We start from the raw sequence: 16880 nt of genomic DNA, 5'->3' as shown, positions 1-16880 counted from the left end.
CACGCTAGCGACGAATTAACCCTGCAAAATGATTATGCAGACTCATATTTTTAACGAATATTTTTAGATTATCTTAAGTCATATTTTAATAAATCAACCTGTACATAACTCATTGAAAAAATAATAATTTTATGCTTTTTTGTTTTGAGCTCAACCTTAAAGATAGTCAATATACGTTTGACACACGTTATCTGATGTTCCTTCTCACTCAAATGGATGTGTACATGAGCAAAAAATTCTTCAAATTAAATAATACAACCAAAACTCTGGGGAAGATATTTCCTGCTTTGTTAATATGCACCCCAGCGGTTGCGTTTTCTGCAATCATTGCTCAATCAACCTCTGTCCCTCAAGATTTTTCAGCCGATGCTGAATATGTTATTAATAAAGACGTGACGATATCTTCTGAAGATAGTGAAGCGGCGGTATCTATCACTGGATCTACTACCACTAACGCCACTAATTATGGCAATATTTCTGGCGTGCGAAATGGCCTGGATATTAATACTGGTGTACAGCGTATAGTAATTAATAACGACCTCGGCGCAACCATTTCCTCCACCACCGCGAATGCGGTGAATATTCAATCAGTATTCGGTGATTTTAATAACAGTGGAAACATTACTGGCTCGGAAAATGGCATTTTTGTCAGTGAAAACTCCTCCGCAGTAAGTATTATCAATACCAGCACCGGAACGATAAAAGGAAAAACAGGTCTTAGTACTCACGTTGGCATTGGCATTAATAACAGTGGCGAAATTATCGGTACAAACGGTGATGCTATTACGGCAGATTATGGCAACACTAAGATTTCTAACAGTGGCAATGTGCAGGGAACCCAGTACGGTATCAGTGCAAAAGATACAGCAAAATTAGATATCAAAAATAGCGGAACGATTAGTGGTGAAACAAACGCTATTATGTTTGCCAGCGATAAAAATAACACGCTAATGCTCGACACTGGTTCCACCCTCATCGGCGACGTTTTTTCAACAAATTCCAAGGGAAACACCCTGACACTGATCGGCACGGGCACGGAAGACAGTAACTTTATCGGCCTGAATGAAGGGGACGGTTTTGCCAGCGTCACAATGAACGGCGAAAGCTGGGCACTGTCGGGCGATATTGACATTATTGGCTCTGGCGACTCCTTGCTGGTAGAGACTGGCGCGTTAACCCTGGCGGGCGACGTATCCAACACCGGTAATACACGGGTGGCCAAAGACGCCTCTCTGCAACTGGGCGATGGCGAAAAAACTGCGACGCTCAGCGGTGGGCTCACTAACAACGGTACCGTCATTTTTAATCAGGGTAGCGATTTCACTTTCGCCACCGACATGACCGGTAGCGGTAACGTCGAAAAAGTAGACTCCAATACCCTGACCCTGACGGGCAAAAATAGCTACACAGGGGATACGGTTCTGCACGGCGGCACCACGCTGGTCTCCACCGGCGCAACGCTCGGCGTCAAGGGCAGTAATGCCACCGTTACCGTTAAAAATGGCGCGACCTTTGCCACCGCAGGCGAAGTGAACAACAACATCGCGGTTCTTAGCGGCGGTACGCTGGCGGCATGGAATGCCGTCCAGGGTAACTCCACGCTCAGCGCTTCCGGCGTCGATACCATCAACGGCAACGTGACTAATGGTGGTACGCTGTTACTCAGTGCGGCTGATAATAGCGTTGGCAATAATTTTACGATTAATGGCGACTACACCGGCTCTGACGGTAGCCAGATTGTGATGAACAGCACCCTGGGTGAAGATAATTCACCAACTGACCACCTCACTATTACGGGCAGCAGCTTCGGTCAGTCCGGCGTCAGCATTACCAACATTGGCGGCGCAGGCGCGCAAACCATTAACGGTATGGAAATTGTCAGCATCGGCGGCAGTTCCGAAGCCCAACTGACGCTGGCAAAACCGGTCGTCGCAGGCGCCTGGGAATATAACCTCTACCAGCACAGTGACGGCAACTGGTATCTGGAATCAAAGGCGACGCCTTCTGATGATCCTTCTGACGACACCGATGACGGTGGAAATACCGATGATGGCGGCAACACCGATAACGACGGCAACACCGATAACGGCGGTAACACCGATAACGGCAGTAACACCGACAACGGCGGTAACACTGACAACGGCGGCAACACCGATAACGGCGGTAACACTGACAACGGCGGCAACACTGACAACGGCGGCAACACCGACAACGGCGGTAGCACTGACAACGGCGGTAACAATGCGCCGGAAGTCATGGCGCCTGAAGTGGGTGCTTACTTAGGCAACTACCTTGCCGCACAGGGCATGTTCCTGCATAAACGTGACGATCGCGACCAGATCACCTTCCGCAATGAAGACGACCTGAACACCTGGATGTACGTTAAGGGTCGCTATCACGAGAACGATGCGGGTGGCGATAAAGTCAGCTATGACACCACCACGACCGTACTGCAAGTCGGCAGCGATTTCATGAGCAAACCAATGGATAACGGTATCCTGCGTGCTGGCGGGATGTTCGGTGCTGGTCAGGCGAAGACCCACTCTGATGCGAAGCACAACGTGCGTGACGCACAGGGTAAGGTTGATGGTTTCAATGTTGGGCTTTACGCCACCTGGCAGGAAGATCAGAAATTACGTCTGGGCAGCTACGTTGATACCTGGGCCGCATACAGCTGGTACAACAACAAAGTCACCAGCAACCGCAACGACGAAGACTACGATAGCGAAGGTTTCGCCGCGTCTGTTGAAGTCGGCCACGCGTGGGTTATCCAGTCAGAAAATGAACGTACCTGGAAGATCGAGCCGCAGGCGCAGGTGATATACAGCTATCTCGATCAGGAAAATCATACCGATCGCGACGGCGTACGCGTCACTACCCTGGACAACGACAGCGTCTTTGGTCGTCTCGGCGTTAAAGCAAGCTACTTCCAGCAGAAGGACGTCAAGGCCTGGCAGCCGTACGTCGCGGTCAACTGGTTGAAAGGTGCTGGTCAAAACGATCTGGCATTCAACGACGAGACCGTCAGCAACGATACGCCGGAAGATCGTGGTCAGTTAGAGCTGGGCGTAACCGGCAACCTGAACGAAACCACGACAATCTCCCTGCGAGCCAGCGGCGAATGGGGTGAAAACAGCTATGCCGCATACGGCGGTCATATTTTGCTAAACCATCGCTGGTAATCGATCATTCTGAAGCAAAAAAGCAGTGGCATGTGCCACTGCTTTTTTTTAGTTATCCAGCTCACCCATTGATTTAACCTGGTCACGGTTAATCTGTTCAGTTTGACCGGTTTCGGCGTTTTTGTACGATACCAGACCGGTATCGTCATCCACCTGCGGTTTCCCGTCAGTAACAATCGTTTTGCCATCGGTGGTTTTTACGGCCTGATTGGACGAACAGCCCGCCACGGTGAACATTGCGGTGGCAGCCAGAACGGAAGCGATCAGTAGTTTATTTTGCATGGTGTTTTCCCCTGCTCTCAGTTGAATTTTCGTTATCGACCTAACTATTTTAGGCTAACTGACTGAAAGCGGATGAAAAACCAGAAGGTTCTTAAGATGGGAAAATTGCCCGGTAACCGAACGGTACCGGGCAATGGGGGTTACTTGCTAATCTGCGCGTGCATTTCCTGCACCGAAATCACCTTCTCGGTGGCATCCGCATTCAGCGCCATCGCTGTTGCGAAACCGCCGTTCAGGGTGGTGTCGTAGTGCACTTTGTATTGCAGCGCGCTGCGGCGAATCAGCTTGGAGTCTTCAATCGCCTGGCGTCCTGCGGTGGTGTTGATGATGTAGGTATATTCGCCATTCTTGATACGATCCTGAATGTGCGGACGACCTTCATGCACTTTGTTCACCAGACGCGGGTTGATACCCGCTTCACCCAACACAATCGCCGTACCGTGAGTGGCGTCCAGCTCGAAGCCCTGTTTCAGCAGCTTGGCGGCCAGGTCAACCACGCGCTCTTTATCGCCTTCGCGAACGGAGAGCAGCGCACGGCCAGATTTTCTCATGGTAGAGCTGCTGCCCAGCTGCGCCTTGGCAAACGCTTCTGCGAAGGTGCGGCCTACGCCCATTACTTCCCCGGTAGAGCGCATCTCTGGCCCTAACAGCGGGTCAACGCCCGGGAATTTGTTGAACGGCAGCACTACCTCTTTCACCGAGTAGTACGGCGGGATGATTTCTTTCGTGACGCCCTGCTGAGCCAGCGTCTGGCCAGCCATCACGCGCGCCGCCACTTTCGCCAGCGGAATACCGGTCGCTTTAGAGACAAACGGTACGGTACGCGCCGCACGCGGGTTGACTTCAATCAGATAGACTTCGTTGTCTTTTACCGCGAACTGAACGTTCATCAGGCCGCGAACCTGAAGCTCGAAGGCCAGCTTCTGCACCTGCTGGCGCATCACGTCCTGAATCTCCTGGCTCAGGGTATACGCTGGCAGAGAACAGGCGGAGTCACCCGAGTGCACGCCCGCCTGCTCGATGTGCTCCATGATGCCGCCAATCAGCACCATTTCGCCGTCGCAGATGGCATCCACGTCGACTTCAACCGCGTCGTCGAGGAAGCGGTCGAGCAGCACTGGCGCATCGTTGGAAACGCTCACCGCCGTCTGGAAGTAGCGACGCAGGTCCGCTTCGTCGTAGACGATTTCCATCGCGCGGCCGCCCAGTACGTAGGATGGACGCACCACCAGCGGGTAGCCGATCTCTTTCGCTTTCTCAACGGCCATTTCAATCGCGGTCACGGTGGCGTTCGCCGGCTGTTTCAGCTTGAGACGGTCAACCGCCTGCTGGAAACGCTCGCGGTCTTCCGCACGGTCAATCGCATCCGGGCTGGTGCCGATAACCGGTACACCTGCTGCTTCCAGCGCGCGCGCCAGCTTCAGCGGAGTCTGGCCGCCGTACTGCACGATCACGCCTTTTGGCTTCTCGATGCGCACGATTTCCAGCACATCTTCCAGCGTCACCGGCTCGAAGTAGAGGCGGTCAGAGGTGTCGTAGTCGGTGGAGACGGTTTCCGGGTTACAGTTGACCATGATGGTCTCGTAACCGTCTTCACGCAGCGCCAGCGAGGCGTGTACGCAGCAGTAGTCGAACTCGATGCCCTGGCCGATACGGTTTGGACCGCCGCCCAGCACCATAATCTTGTCGCGGTCAACTGACGGATTCGCTTCGCACTCGTCTTCATAGGTGGAGTACATGTACGCGGTATCGGTCGAGAACTCTGCCGCACAGGTGTCCACGCGCTTGTAAACCGGATGCAGGTCATACTGGTCGCGCAGCTTGCGGATCTCCGCTTCGCGCACGCCCGCCAGTTTAGCCAGACGCGCATCGGCGAAGCCTTTACGCTTCAGCATACGCAGGAAGTCAGCGTCCAGGCCGTTGATGCCCAGCTCCGCCACTTTCTCTTCCAGACGCACCAGCTCTTCAATCTGTACCAGGAACCAGCGGTCGATGTTGGTCAGGTTGAACACGCCGTCGACGGACAGGCCGGCACGGAAGGCGTCGGCGATGTACCAGATGCGCTCCGCACCCGCGTCTTTCAGCTCGCGGCGGATTTTGGTCAGCGCTTCAGGGTCGTCCAGGCTCACTTTCGGGTCAAAGCCGGTCGCGCCCACTTCGAGGCCGCGCAGCGCTTTCTGCAGGGATTCCTGCTGCGTGCGGCCAATCGCCATCACTTCACCGACGGATTTCATCTGGGTGGTCAGACGGTCGTTGGCGCCGGCGAATTTCTCGAAGTTAAAGCGAGGAATTTTAGTCACAACGTAGTCGATGGACGGTTCGAAGGACGCAGGGGTGCGGCCACCGGTGATGTCGTTCATCAGCTCGTCAAGGGTGTAACCCACCGCCAGTTTCGCCGCCACCTTCGCAATCGGGAAGCCGGTGGCTTTGGAGGCCAGCGCGGAGGAACGGGACACGCGCGGGTTCATTTCGATAACAATCAGACGGCCGGTTTTCGGGTTCACCGAGAACTGCACGTTAGAGCCGCCGGTTTCCACGCCGATTTCACGCAGTACCGCCATCGAGGCGTTACGCATGATTTGGTACTCTTTGTCGGTCAGCGTCTGAGCTGGCGCAACGGTGATAGAGTCGCCGGTGTGGATCCCCATCGCGTCAAAGTTTTCGATGGAGCAGACGATGATGCAGTTGTCGTTTTTATCACGCACCACTTCCATCTCGTACTCTTTCCAGCCAATCAGCGATTCATCAATCAGCAGCTCTTTGGTTGGGGAGAGATCCAGGCCGCGCTCACAAATCTCTTCAAACTCTTCGCGGTTGTAGGCAATGCCGCCGCCGGTGCCGCCCATGGTGAACGATGGACGGATGATGCACGGATAGCCCACTTCAGCCGCAACGGCCAGCGCTTCTTCCATATTGTGCGCGATACCGGAACGCGCGGTATCAAGGCCAATTTTTTTCATTGCCACGTCGAAGCGGCGACGGTCTTCTGCTTTATCAATCGCGTCGGCGGTCGCACCGATCATGGTCACGCCGAACTCTTCCAGCACGCCCTGACGCTCCAGCTCCAGCGCACAGTTCAGCGCCGTCTGGCCGCCCATGGTCGGCAGCACCGCGTCCGGACGCTCTTTCTCGATAATTTTGCGTACCACTTCCCAGTGAATTGGCTCGATGTAGGTCGCATCCGCCATTTCCGGGTCGGTCATGATGGTGGCCGGGTTAGAGTTCACCAGAATGACGCGGTAACCCTCTTCACGCAGGGCTTTACACGCCTGCGCGCCAGAGTAGTCAAATTCACAGGCCTGGCCGATGACAATCGGGCCAGCGCCAAGGATCAGGATGCTTTTTATGTCTGTACGTTTTGGCATGGTCTTCTCAGCTCCTGATTATTTAGCGATCTTACGGTATTGCTCAATAAGTTCGATGAAGTGATCGAACAGCGGTGCGGCATCGTGTGGGCCCGGGCTGGCTTCAGGGTGGCCCTGGAAGCTGAACGCAGGCTTATCGGTACGATGGATACCCTGCAAGGTACCATCGAACAGTGATTTGTGCGTCACGCGCAGGTTAGCCGGCATCGTCGCTTCATCCACAGCGAAGCCGTGGTTCTGCGCGGTGATCATCACCGTGTTGTTGTCGATATCTTTCACCGGGTGGTTACCACCGTGGTGGCCGAACTTCATCTTGACGGTGTTCGCTCCGCTCGCCAGCGCCAGCAGCTGATGGCCGAGACAGATGCCGAATACCGGGATATCGGTTTCAAGGAAGGACTTGATGGCGTCGATAGCGTAGTCGCACGGCGCCGGGTCGCCAGGACCGTTAGAGAGGAAGATGCCGTCCGGGTTCATCTTCAGAACATCTTCCGCAGACGTTTGTGCCGGGACGACCGTCAGGCGGCAGCCACGGTCAACCAGCATACGCAGGATGTTGCGCTTGGCGCCAAAATCGTAGGCCACCACGTGGAACGGCAGCTCGCTTTCCGGTTTCGCTTCCGGCAGGTCGCCTTCCAGCGTCCAGCTACCCTGCGTCCAGCTGTAGGCTTCCGCCGTGGTCACTTCTTTCGCCAGGTCCATACCGTTCAGACCCGGGAAGGCTTTCGCTTTTTCCAGCGCCAGCGTCGCATCGAGGTTATCCCCTGCGATGATACAACCGTTTTGTGCGCCCTTCTCGCGCAGCAGACGCGTCAGCTTACGGGTATCGATATCGGCAATCGCCACAATGTTATGGCGCTTCAGGTAAGAAGAGAGGTCTTCGGTGTTGCGGAAGTTGCTGGCAATCAGCGGCAGGTCGCGAATGACCAGGCCTTGCGCATGTACCTGAGAGGATTCTTCGTCAGCCGCATTGGTGCCGACATTGCCGATATGAGGATAAGTAAGAGTAACGATTTGGCGAGAATAGGAAGGATCAGTGAGGATTTCTTGATAACCGGTCATTGAAGTATTGAAAACGACTTCCCCAACCGCCGAACCCGTTGCCCCTATGGCCCGACCGATAAACTGGGTTCCGTCTTCCAGAACCAATAGCGCTGACTTAATCAAAACACCCTCCAGAGAATATTCACTCACTTTATTTGCATATTAATTCATAACCATGTCATGGATCAATGCAAATGTGTTGCCAGCGGATTTTTGGCAAACGGCGGCATTCTGGGGATTTGCCATGTAAAAGTCAACTTAAAACGGGAGTTTTGTTTATTCTTTTGCAAGCCTGGCATCTGGAATGGGATTTAATGGGCAAAAAGATCAGGTAAATCATTCCGGAAAACGCTTGCGCGGCAGGTTTGTTAGAATTTTAGGGAGGTGGATGACAAAAAGTGGACCATATGGTCAAAATTTACATATATTTCACAGAAAAATGGCATATCAATAAGCTTTATACCGCCTAAGCGTTATTTTTAATCTAAAACGGATAAAATAAGAGGGCAATAAATTATTGCCCCATGCAATCAAGTAATTACGACTGCAATAACCACATCACGATGGGTAATATCGCTTACAAATTATTGAGATCAAGCACATCTCGCATATCAAAAAGACCCTTTTCCTTCGCGTTAAGCCACAAAGCGGCGCGAACTGCACCATTCGCAAACGTCATGCGGCTTGACGCTTTGTGGGTAATCTCAACACGTTCGCCAATATCGGCGAACATCGCCGTATGTTCACCGACGATATCGCCTGCACGAACGGTTGCGAAACCAATTGTCCCGGGCACGCGTTCGCCGGTATGTCCTTCACGGGTATAGACCGCGCACTCTTTTAAATCTTTATCAAGTGCATGAGCAATCGCTTCGCCCATCGCCAGCGCCGTGCCTGATGGAGCATCAACTTTATAGCGGTGGTGTGCTTCAACAATCTCAATGTCGGTATAATTGCCCATTACCTTCGCTGCCTTTTCCAGCAGTTTCAGCATGACGTTAACGCCGACGCTAAAGTTCGCAGCGAAGACAATCGCAATGTCGGTGGCTGCGTCCTGAATGGCCTGTTTACCGGCATCATTGAAACCAGTGGTACCAATCACCATCCCTTTACCGTGCTGACGGCAAAACGCCAGATGAGCCAGCGTGCCTTCCGGACGGGTAAAGTCGATGAACACATCAAAGTCTTCTTTCACTGCCTCAAGGCTGCTCTGTACGGTTACGCCTGTCTTGCCCGCGCCCGCCAGTTCGCCTGCATCGGCTCCCAGCAGGGATGAACCCTCACGCTCCAGCGCCGCGCCGAGTGCCACGCCATCCATCTGTAGTGCCGCCTGAATCAGCTGGCGACCCATACGTCCACCCGCGCCCGCAATAGCAACGCGGATCTGTGCATCATGCATAGTTATTCTCTTACGTTAAAATGATGTAAACCGTTTTCAGATTAACCAGCCTTGGCAAAGCCTGCCAACTGAAAACACCGATAATTAGAATTTAACGTGAAACCGACTTAAATATCAGTAAAAGACATGATTTTGTCGTCACGATAAAGTTTGGGGCAAAAAAAAGGCCAGCACAGGAGGTGCTGGCCTTTCATCAGATAAAGAACTATTCCACTTCTCGCGCGTCAATACGCAACTCTTTCGGCACTTCAAAGACAATGTTCTCTTCGCGGCCTTCCAGCGGCACCGCTTCGCCACCGCCCAGCTCTTGCAGGCGGGCAATGACGTTCTGCACCAGAATATCCGGCGCTGAAGCGCCTGCGGTAACACCGACGCAGACCGCGTTTTTCACCCACGCTTCCTGAATGTCCGTTGCGTCGTCGATTAAAAACGCCGCTTTCCCCATACGCTGCGCCAGTTCGGCCAGACGGTTAGAGTTAGAGGAGTTTTTCGAGCCGACCACCAGCACCACGTCCGCCTGTTCAGCCAGCGCGCGCACGGCTTCCTGACGGTTGGTGGTTGCGTAGCAGATATCATCTTTGCGCGGCCCGACGATTTTCGGGAAGCGCTGGCGCAGGGCGTCAATCACGTCTGAGGTGTCGTCCACGGAAAGCGTCGTCTGGGTCATAAACGACAGTCGGGCTTCGTTTTTCACATTCAGCGTAAAGACGTCTTCCGGTGACTCAACCAGATACATGCCCCCTTCCGGGTTGCTGTACTGGCCCATGGTGCCTTCCACTTCCGGGTGACCGGCGTGACCAATCAGAATTGACTCTTCACCGCGACGGCTGGCGCGCGCCACTTCCATATGCACTTTGGTCACCAGCGGACAGGTGGCATCGAAAACGGTCAGATCGCGGTTTTTCGCCTCGTTGCGTACCGCCTGCGAGACGCCATGCGCGGAGAAGATGAGAATTGCGCCGTCCGGCACTTCGCTAATCTGCTCGATAAAAATCGCACCGCGCTCGCGCAGGCTGTCGACCACGTAGCGGTTGTGCACCACTTCGTGACGCACGTAAATCGGCGCGCCGTAAATCTCCAGCGCGTTTTCAACAATGCTGATAGCGCGGTCTACACCGGCGCAAAAACCGCGCGGGTTAGCCAACAGGATCTGCATTTCAGGCCTCCAGTGCCGGATCGATCTCCAGCACTTCTACATCAAAATGGACAGTGCGCCCGGCAAGCGGATGGTTGAAGTCAACGGTAATCGAGTCGCCGTTGATTTCGCGGATCACGCCAGGCATTTCGCTGCCGTCCATAGCGGTAAAGAGCATAATTGCCCCGATCTCCGGTTCACCCGCGTCCATAAACTCACGACGGGAGAAGTACTGGATCAGATCCGGGCTTGGCACGCCAAACGCGGCATCCGGCTCCAGCGAAAAGGCTTTTTTCTCACCCTCTTTCAGACCGAGAAGCTGCTGCTCAAGACCTTCAGACAGGGAGGTATCGCCAAGACGAAACAGGGCTGGTTTGCCGTTGTTGCGGGTGGATTCGGCCGTAGAGCCGTCATCCAGCTTCAGCGTAAAGTGAACGAGAACCGCGCTGTTGCTCTGTACGGATTTAGACATGCAAATTGCTCGCTTGTTTTGGGTCACCTGTTGCCCGGTGGCGCTACGCTTACCGGGCCTACGGGGGCCACAAATTCTGTAGGCCGGGATCGCTACGCGTCACCCGGCTGGTTTTGTTACGCCTGCTCTTTCGCAGCCGGTTTAGGCAAGAAGCCTTCCAGCACGATTAACGCCGCACCAACGCATATTGCGCTATCGGCGAGGTTAAAGGTCGCGAAGTGCCAGTCGCCGACGTAGAAGTCGATCATATCGACCACAAAGCCGTGCCACAGGCGGTCAAACAGGTTACCCAGCGCGCCGCCAATGATCAGCGCGTAGGCGATGTTATTCAGCTTTTGCGTGGCCTTCGAGCGGTACATCAGCACCGCCAGCACGACGCAGATACCGATAGCGATACCCGCGAAGAACCAGCGCTGCCAGCCACCGCTGTCGGCAAGGAAACTAAACGCCGCACCGTAGTTGCGGGCGTAGTGCAGGTTAAGCGACGGAAACAGCGGGACCGTATCCCCCAGAGCGAAATTCTGGAGGATCAGGAACTTGCTGCCCAAATCAATAATCAGCACCACCACCACCAGCCACAGCCAGCGCAGTCCTGTTGAACAGAGAGTTTTACTCATCAGGCAAACTTACGTTTTTCGCCGTCACCGGCGACGTTGCTTACACAGCGTCCGCAGATGTCTGCGTGTTCCGCCACCTGACCGACATCAGTGGTGTAATGCCAGCAACGCGGGCATTTTTCACCGTCGGCTTTGCTCAGCGCGACCTTCAGTCCTTTGAGCAGTTCGCTCTGCTGAGCATCAGCAGACGCCTCGGCATAATCCGCAACTTTCGCACCAGAGGTCAACAGGACAAATCGTAATTCATCGCCCAGCGCGGTCAGCTTCGCGGCCAGCTCAGGCTCTGCGTACACGGTCACCGTCGCTTCCAGAGAGCCACCGACTTTCTTGTCAGCGCGCGCCTGCTCGATAACCTTGTTCACTTCGCCACGCACTTTCAGCAGCTCGTCCCAATAGGCATCGTTCATTGCTTCAGTGCTGGAGAGATCGAACAGACCTTCATACCACTCGCCGGTGAAGACATACTTCTCACGGTCGCCCGGCAGGTAACCCCAGATTTCATCCGCGGTGAAGGACATGATCGGCGCCATCCAGCGCACCAGCGCTTCTGCGATGTGGTACAGCGCAGACTGACAGCTGCGGCGCGCCACGCTGTCCGCTTTCGCGGTGTACTGACGGTCTTTAATGATGTCGAGGTAGAACGAGCCCATCTCGATGGAGCAGAAGCGCATCAGGCGCTGCACCACTTCGTGGAAATCGTAAGACTCATACGCTTTCAGGATATCTTCCTGCGCCGCTTTCGCGCAGCCTACCGCCCAGCGGTCCAGCACGACCATCTCTTCCGGTTTCACCATGTCTTTCACTGGATCGAACCCGTTCAGGTTCGCCAGCAGGAAGCGCGCGGTGTTACGGATACGACGATAGCTGTCGGCAGCACGCTTCAGGATCTCGTCAGACACCGCCATTTCGCCAGTGTAGTCGGTTGAGGCTACCCACAGACGCAGGATGTCCGCGCCCAGCTTGTTCATCACGTCCTGCGGCGAAACGGTGTTGCCGATAGATTTAGACATCTTACGGCCCTGACCATCCACGGTGAAGCCGTGGGTCAGTACCTGACGGTAAGGCGCTTTACCTTTCATCGCGGTGGAGATCATCAGGGATGACATGAACCAGCCGCGGTGTTGGTCGGAACCTTCCAGATACATGTCGGCAGCGTGACCGGCAAACTCCGGGCGCACGTCAACTACGGAGGCGTGAGTAGATCCGGAGTCGAACCACACGTCCAGGGTGTCTGGCACTTTCTCATAGTTGTCCGCGTCCGCGCCCAGGATGTCGCGGGCGTCGAGATCCCACCACGCCTGAATGCCGTCAACTTCGACGCGCTTCGCCACTTCTTCCATCAGTTCCAGGGTGTTCGGGTGCAGCTCATGCGTCTCTTTATGCACGAACAGCGACATCGGCACGCCCCAGGTACGCTGACGAGAGATACACCAGTCAGGACGGTTAGCCACCATGGATTCGATACGCGCCTGGCCCCAGTCCGGGATCCACTGCACGCCTTTGATCTCTTTCAGAGACTGCTCGCGCAGGCCCTTCTGATCCATGCTGACGAACCACTGCGGGGTCGCACGGAAGATGATTGGCGTCTTGTGACGCCAGCAGCACGGATAGCTGTGCTGCATTTTTTCAACGTGCAGCAGCGCGCCGCTGGTGCGCAGCATGTCGACAATAATGTCGTTCGCTTTGAAGACGTTGATGCCGTCCAGCGCCGGGTAGGTGCCAGGCAGGTAAGAGCCGTCCGGCCCAACCGGGTTGGCGATTTCCAGACCGTACTTCAGGCTGATGTTGTAGTCGTCAGGGCCGTGGCCACCGGCGGTATGTACCGCACCGGTACCCGCGTCCAGCGTTACGTGGTCGCCCAGAATCGCCGGAACGTCGAAGTCCAGGAACGGGTGTTTGAAGCGCATCAGTTCCAGCGCGTCGCCTTTTACGGTGCCCAGCACGGTGTAATCGGTGATGTTCGCGCGTTTCAGTACGCTTTCGACCAGGTCTTTCGCCAGGATAACCGCACGGCCATCAATCTGCACCAGCGCATACTCAAACTCGCCAGAGAGGGAGATCGCGCGGTTAGCAGGCAGCGTCCACGGGGTGGTTGTCCAGATAACCAGCGAGACTGGACCGCTTACCCCAGGCAGACCAAATTTAGCTTTGATCGCATCCTGATCGACCGCTTCGAACGCCACGTCGATAGAAGGCGAGGTTTTGTCGTAATACTCTACTTCCGCTTCGGCCAGCGCAGAACGGCAGTCCACGCACCAGTGCACCGGCTTCGCGCCTTTGTGCAGGTGGCCGTTACCGATGATTTTGCCCAGCGCACGGATGATGTTGGCTTCGGTTTTGAAATCCATGGTCAGGTACGGATGCGACCAGTCGCCCAGCACGCCCAGACGGATGAAGTCAGCGCGCTGACCGTCAACCTGGGTGGCTGCGTATTCGCGGCACTTCGCACGGAACTCAGCGGCGGTGAATTTTTCACCAGGCTTGCCAAATTCCTGCTCAACTTTCAGCTCGATTGGCAGGCCGTGGCAGTCCCAGCCCGGAACGTAAGGCGAGTCATATCCCGCGAGTCCTTTGGACTTCACGATAATGTCTTTCAGAATCTTGTTTACAGAGTGACCAATATGAATGCTGCCATTCGCATATGGAGGGCCATCATGCAGAATGAAGGTTTTTTTGCCTTTTTTGGCTGCACGAATGATGCCGTACAGGTCATCATCGGTCCAACGCGCCAGCATTCCCGGTTCACGCTTGGCGAGATCGCCGCGCATCGGGAACCCTGTTTCCGGCAAATTCAGGGTTGATTTATAGTCACTCATCAGATTCTCGGTTCCGTATTTATCACGTAGGCAGTTAAGCCGGTTCTAAAGCCCAAAAAACTCGCGGGCCGTTAATTCATCTCGCGCGATTTGCGCCTTAAGTTCATCCAGCGAAGCGAATCGCTGTTCATTGCGTATTTTTTTACGCAGTATCACATCTATATGGCGACCATACAGGTCCATTACAACGTCCAGCAGGTGTACTTCTAACTGTTGACGCACACCGGCAACCGTTGGACGTGTGCCAATGTTGGCGACGCCGTAGAAAGGCTTCTCGCCCAGTCCTGCCACTTCCACCGCATAGACCCCTTTAACCGGGGAGACCTGACGACGCAGCGGTATATTCGCCGTCGGGAAACCTATCGTGCGGCCCAGCGCATCGCCATGGACCACGCGACCTGAAATCGTGAACGGGTGACCCAGCAGCGTTTCTGCCGTGTCCAGTTCATCGTTCGCCAGCGCCTGACGTACCGCCGTGCTGCTGACGCGCACGCCGCCCTCGCAGAAGGTCATTGTACTGGTGACGTCAAACCCGTACTCCAGGCCAGCCTTCTGTAATAACAAGAAATCGCCCTGACGACCAGCGCCAAAGCGGAAATCATCGCCCACGGCGAGAAACTGCACGCCAAGCTGCCTGACCAACAGGTCGCTGACAAAATTTTGTGCGGTCAGCGCGGCAAAACGACGGTCGAACCGTACACACAGGACGTAGTCCACCCCTGACTCCGCCAGGTAGCGTAACTTCTCACGCAGACGCGTCAGCCGCGCGGGGGATTTCTCGCCTGCAAACAGCTCCAGCGGCTGAGGCTCGAAAATCATCACCACGACGGGCAGGCCTCGCGCCTCGCCTTCTTTACGCAATCCCTGCAACAGCGCCTGATGCCCACGATGCACGCCGTCGAAATTACCAATGGTCAGCACGCACCCGTGCGGGGCTTGACTGAGATTATGTATGCCGCGTATCAGCTTCATGACTGGCTCAAAACAGTGAAAATCGCCAAAGTATACCTTGTACAGCGGTTAAGGTTAACCGGCGATTGTTCACGCTAAACAGAAAGCCGTATGATTTCATCACGCTGACCTTTCACAGCAAAAAAATCTGCCCGCCAACTGCGATTTTTACGCCGAAAAGCTGTATTCACGAACGACAAGCTGGTAGAATCCTGCGCCATCACTACGTAACGTAGCGTCGCCACATTAACGGCGCTTATTTGCACAAATCCATTGACAAAAGAAGGTATAGAGGGCATATTCCTCGGCCTTTGAATTGTCCACATAGATCATATTTGGGAGTTGGACCTTGGCTAATATCAAATCAGCTAAGAAACGTGCCGTTCAGTCTGAAAAGGCTCGTAAGCACAATGCAAGCCGTCGCTCTATGATGCGTACTTTCATCAAGAAAGTATACGCAGCAATCGAAGCTGGCGACAAAGCTGCAGCGCAGAACGCATTTAACGAAATGCAACCAATCGTGGATCGTCAGGCTGCTAAAGGTCTGATCCACAAAAACAAAGCAGCGCGTCATAAAGCAAACCTGACCGCGCAGATCAACAAACTGGCTTAATCGCCACTTGTTGTTGCTTGTTTGAAAGAACCCGCTTAACGCGGGTTTTTTTATGCCTTCAGATTGCCGGCGGCGTAAACAGCGCCGAGTAGTCCCGGTTGCAGATTCGCTGCACCGCCGGATGCTGAATCATCCTTTCGGCGAATATGGCGTGATACTCTTCCATCACGTTATCCACCCTGCCAATCTCGGTAATCTTGTCGTCTGAATAGAGATCGTGCGCATACAGCGTCGGGGCAACGAAGATAGCGTTGTGCGCCTCGCCAAAGGCTTTCATCAGCGCCGCATCGTCGAACTCACCGAGAATTTCTACGTTTAGCCCCTGCGAGTTAAACCAGTTCAGCAGCTTACGTCCGAGCATGGACCGCCTCCCCGGAACCAGCAAGCGGCGCTCTTCCAGGCAAGCCGGAAACGGTTTTTCCGGCGGTGGATTGATGCACCAGAAACTGACACCGCATTCGCCAATTTTCACCGAGAACAAGCCTTCCTGCTGCGTGGAATCGATAGGACAATCCGAAATAATCATATCCAGCTTATGCTGGCTCAGCTGTTCCAGCAGCATCTCGTGAGTGGACTCAAAGCAGCGTAAATGTATCTGTTCATCTTCCACCACCGCCGCATCCAGCACACCGCTTACCAGCCGTTTGGACAACGCATCCGCCACGCCCACGTCAAAGAGCAGGTTCGACTCTTTGCGATAGTTAACGATATCCAGCATCTCCTGGCTCAGGGTGAACATCTTGTCCGCATAGCGGAATACCAGTTCACCCAGCTCGCTCGGCTCAATGCCACGCCCTTTCCGCTTAAAAAGCTTTCCCTGCAAGCGCTCTTCCAGGGCTTTGATTTGCCCGGTGATAGTCTGTGGCGTCAGGTAGAGCGCCTCTGCGGCACCCACGACCGAGCCCTGCTTGTAGACATGCCAGAAGTAATAGAGATGGTTATAGTTCAAATGAGACATCACGTTTTCACTCCCTGATAGTTTATCGGGAGAAGGTTTCCCTTCT

At 54.5% G+C, this 16880-nt stretch carries 12 protein-coding genes and 1 pseudogene; 2 read left to right on the top strand and 11 right to left on the bottom strand.

The window, feature by feature from the left end; all coding sequences use genetic code 11:
* Positions 1-224: 224 nt before the first annotated feature.
* A complete protein-coding gene (locus ACOTX4_RS14475) occupies positions 225-3182 on the top strand; it encodes an autotransporter outer membrane beta-barrel domain-containing protein (protein ID WP_045330916.1) in 2958 nt (985 codons plus the stop codon).
* 48 nt (positions 3183-3230) lie between these two features.
* On the opposite strand, the gene ACOTX4_RS14470 is transcribed toward ACOTX4_RS14475, so the two are convergent.
* The 10 genes and pseudogenes from ACOTX4_RS14470 to ACOTX4_RS14425 all read right to left on the bottom strand — a co-directional run.
* Positions 3231-3464, bottom strand: a complete 234-nt coding sequence (locus ACOTX4_RS14470) for a YgdI/YgdR family lipoprotein (RefSeq protein ID WP_003856439.1) — start codon at positions 3462-3464, stop codon at positions 3231-3233.
* Between the two features lie 140 nt (positions 3465-3604).
* Positions 3605-6829: a carbamoyl-phosphate synthase large subunit gene (gene carB, locus ACOTX4_RS14465; protein WP_023315370.1), complete on the bottom strand. Its 3225-nt coding sequence runs from the start codon at positions 6827-6829 to the stop codon at positions 3605-3607.
* Positions 6830-6847: 18 nt separating this feature from the next.
* The gene (gene carA, locus ACOTX4_RS14460; protein ID WP_032608475.1) at positions 6848-7996 is read right to left on the bottom strand and encodes a glutamine-hydrolyzing carbamoyl-phosphate synthase small subunit; all 1149 of its coding nucleotides are present in this window, start codon (positions 7994-7996) and stop codon (positions 6848-6850) included.
* 454 nt (positions 7997-8450) lie between these two features.
* Positions 8451-9272, bottom strand: coding sequence for a 4-hydroxy-tetrahydrodipicolinate reductase (dapB, locus tag ACOTX4_RS14455; protein WP_045330914.1), 822 nt, complete (start codon positions 9270-9272; stop codon positions 8451-8453).
* Positions 9273-9477: 205 nt separating this feature from the next.
* A complete protein-coding gene (ispH, locus tag ACOTX4_RS14450; protein WP_003856448.1) occupies positions 9478-10428 on the bottom strand; it encodes a 4-hydroxy-3-methylbut-2-enyl diphosphate reductase in 951 nt (316 codons plus the stop codon).
* A 1-nt stretch (position 10429) separates the two neighbouring features.
* Positions 10430-10879 carry an FKBP-type peptidyl-prolyl cis-trans isomerase gene (fkpB, locus tag ACOTX4_RS14445; RefSeq protein ID WP_003856450.1) on the bottom strand — a complete coding sequence of 150 codons (450 nt, stop codon included), beginning with the start codon at positions 10877-10879 and terminating at the stop codon, positions 10430-10432.
* Positions 10880-10995: 116 nt separating this feature from the next.
* On the bottom strand, positions 10996-11496 hold the full coding sequence (gene lspA, locus ACOTX4_RS14440; RefSeq protein WP_003856452.1) for a signal peptidase II: 501 nt from the start codon (positions 11494-11496) through the stop codon (positions 10996-10998).
* Positions 11496-14312, bottom strand: a complete 2817-nt coding sequence (ileS, locus tag ACOTX4_RS14435) for an isoleucine--tRNA ligase (protein WP_045330912.1) — start codon at positions 14310-14312, stop codon at positions 11496-11498. The genes lspA and ileS overlap by 1 nt, the downstream gene beginning before the upstream one ends.
* A gap of 45 nt (positions 14313-14357) precedes the next feature.
* Positions 14358-15284, bottom strand: a complete 927-nt coding sequence (gene ribF / locus ACOTX4_RS14430; RefSeq protein ID WP_003856456.1) for a bifunctional riboflavin kinase/FAD synthetase — start codon at positions 15282-15284, stop codon at positions 14358-14360.
* 7 nt (positions 15285-15291) lie between these two features.
* A pseudogene (locus ACOTX4_RS14425) lies at positions 15292-15497 on the bottom strand (DUF2575 domain-containing protein); the annotation flags it as partial.
* 115 nt (positions 15498-15612) lie between these two features.
* On the opposite strand from ACOTX4_RS14425, the gene rpsT reads away from it, so the two are divergent.
* The gene (rpsT, locus tag ACOTX4_RS14420) at positions 15613-15876 is read left to right on the top strand and encodes a 30S ribosomal protein S20 (protein WP_003856458.1); all 264 of its coding nucleotides are present in this window, start codon (positions 15613-15615) and stop codon (positions 15874-15876) included.
* Positions 15877-15934: 58 nt separating this feature from the next.
* On the opposite strand, the gene nhaR is transcribed toward rpsT, so the two are convergent.
* Complete coding sequence (nhaR, locus tag ACOTX4_RS14415) at positions 15935-16834, bottom strand: transcriptional activator NhaR (protein WP_003856462.1); 900 nt, start codon at positions 16832-16834, stop codon at positions 15935-15937.
* Between the last annotated feature and the right edge of the window lie 46 nt (positions 16835-16880).

The sequence above is a fragment of the Enterobacter cloacae complex sp. IR5459 genome, assembly GCF_049238005.1.
GTDB classification, from domain to species: domain Bacteria; phylum Pseudomonadota; class Gammaproteobacteria; order Enterobacterales; family Enterobacteriaceae; genus Enterobacter; species Enterobacter hormaechei_C.
Note: the sequence above shows the minus strand (reverse complement) of the source record. Positions and strands in the feature narration are given on the sequence as shown.

Excerpts from the sequence above, each read along its gene's own strand:
- ACOTX4_RS14475 (WP_045330916.1), top strand. The coding sequence starts at position 225 with ATGAGCAAAAAATTCTTCAAATTAAATAATACAACCAAAACTCTGGGG.
- ACOTX4_RS14470 (WP_003856439.1), bottom strand. The coding sequence starts at position 3,464 with ATGCAAAATAAACTACTGATCGCTTCCGTTCTGGCTGCCACCGCAATG.
- carB (WP_023315370.1), bottom strand. The coding sequence starts at position 6,829 with ATGCCAAAACGTACAGACATAAAAAGCATCCTGATCCTTGGCGCTGGC.
- dapB (WP_045330914.1), bottom strand. The coding sequence starts at position 9,272 with ATGCATGATGCACAGATCCGCGTTGCTATTGCGGGCGCGGGTGGACGT.
- ispH (WP_003856448.1), bottom strand. The coding sequence starts at position 10,428 with ATGCAGATCCTGTTGGCTAACCCGCGCGGTTTTTGCGCCGGTGTAGAC.
- fkpB (WP_003856450.1), bottom strand. The coding sequence starts at position 10,879 with ATGTCTAAATCCGTACAGAGCAACAGCGCGGTTCTCGTTCACTTTACG.
- lspA (WP_003856452.1), bottom strand. The coding sequence starts at position 11,496 with ATGAGTAAAACTCTCTGTTCAACAGGACTGCGCTGGCTGTGGCTGGTG.
- ileS (WP_045330912.1), bottom strand. The coding sequence starts at position 14,312 with ATGAGTGACTATAAATCAACCCTGAATTTGCCGGAAACAGGGTTCCCG.
- ribF (WP_003856456.1), bottom strand. The coding sequence starts at position 15,284 with ATGAAGCTGATACGCGGCATACATAATCTCAGTCAAGCCCCGCACGGG.
- nhaR (WP_003856462.1), bottom strand. The coding sequence starts at position 16,834 with ATGTCTCATTTGAACTATAACCATCTCTATTACTTCTGGCATGTCTAC.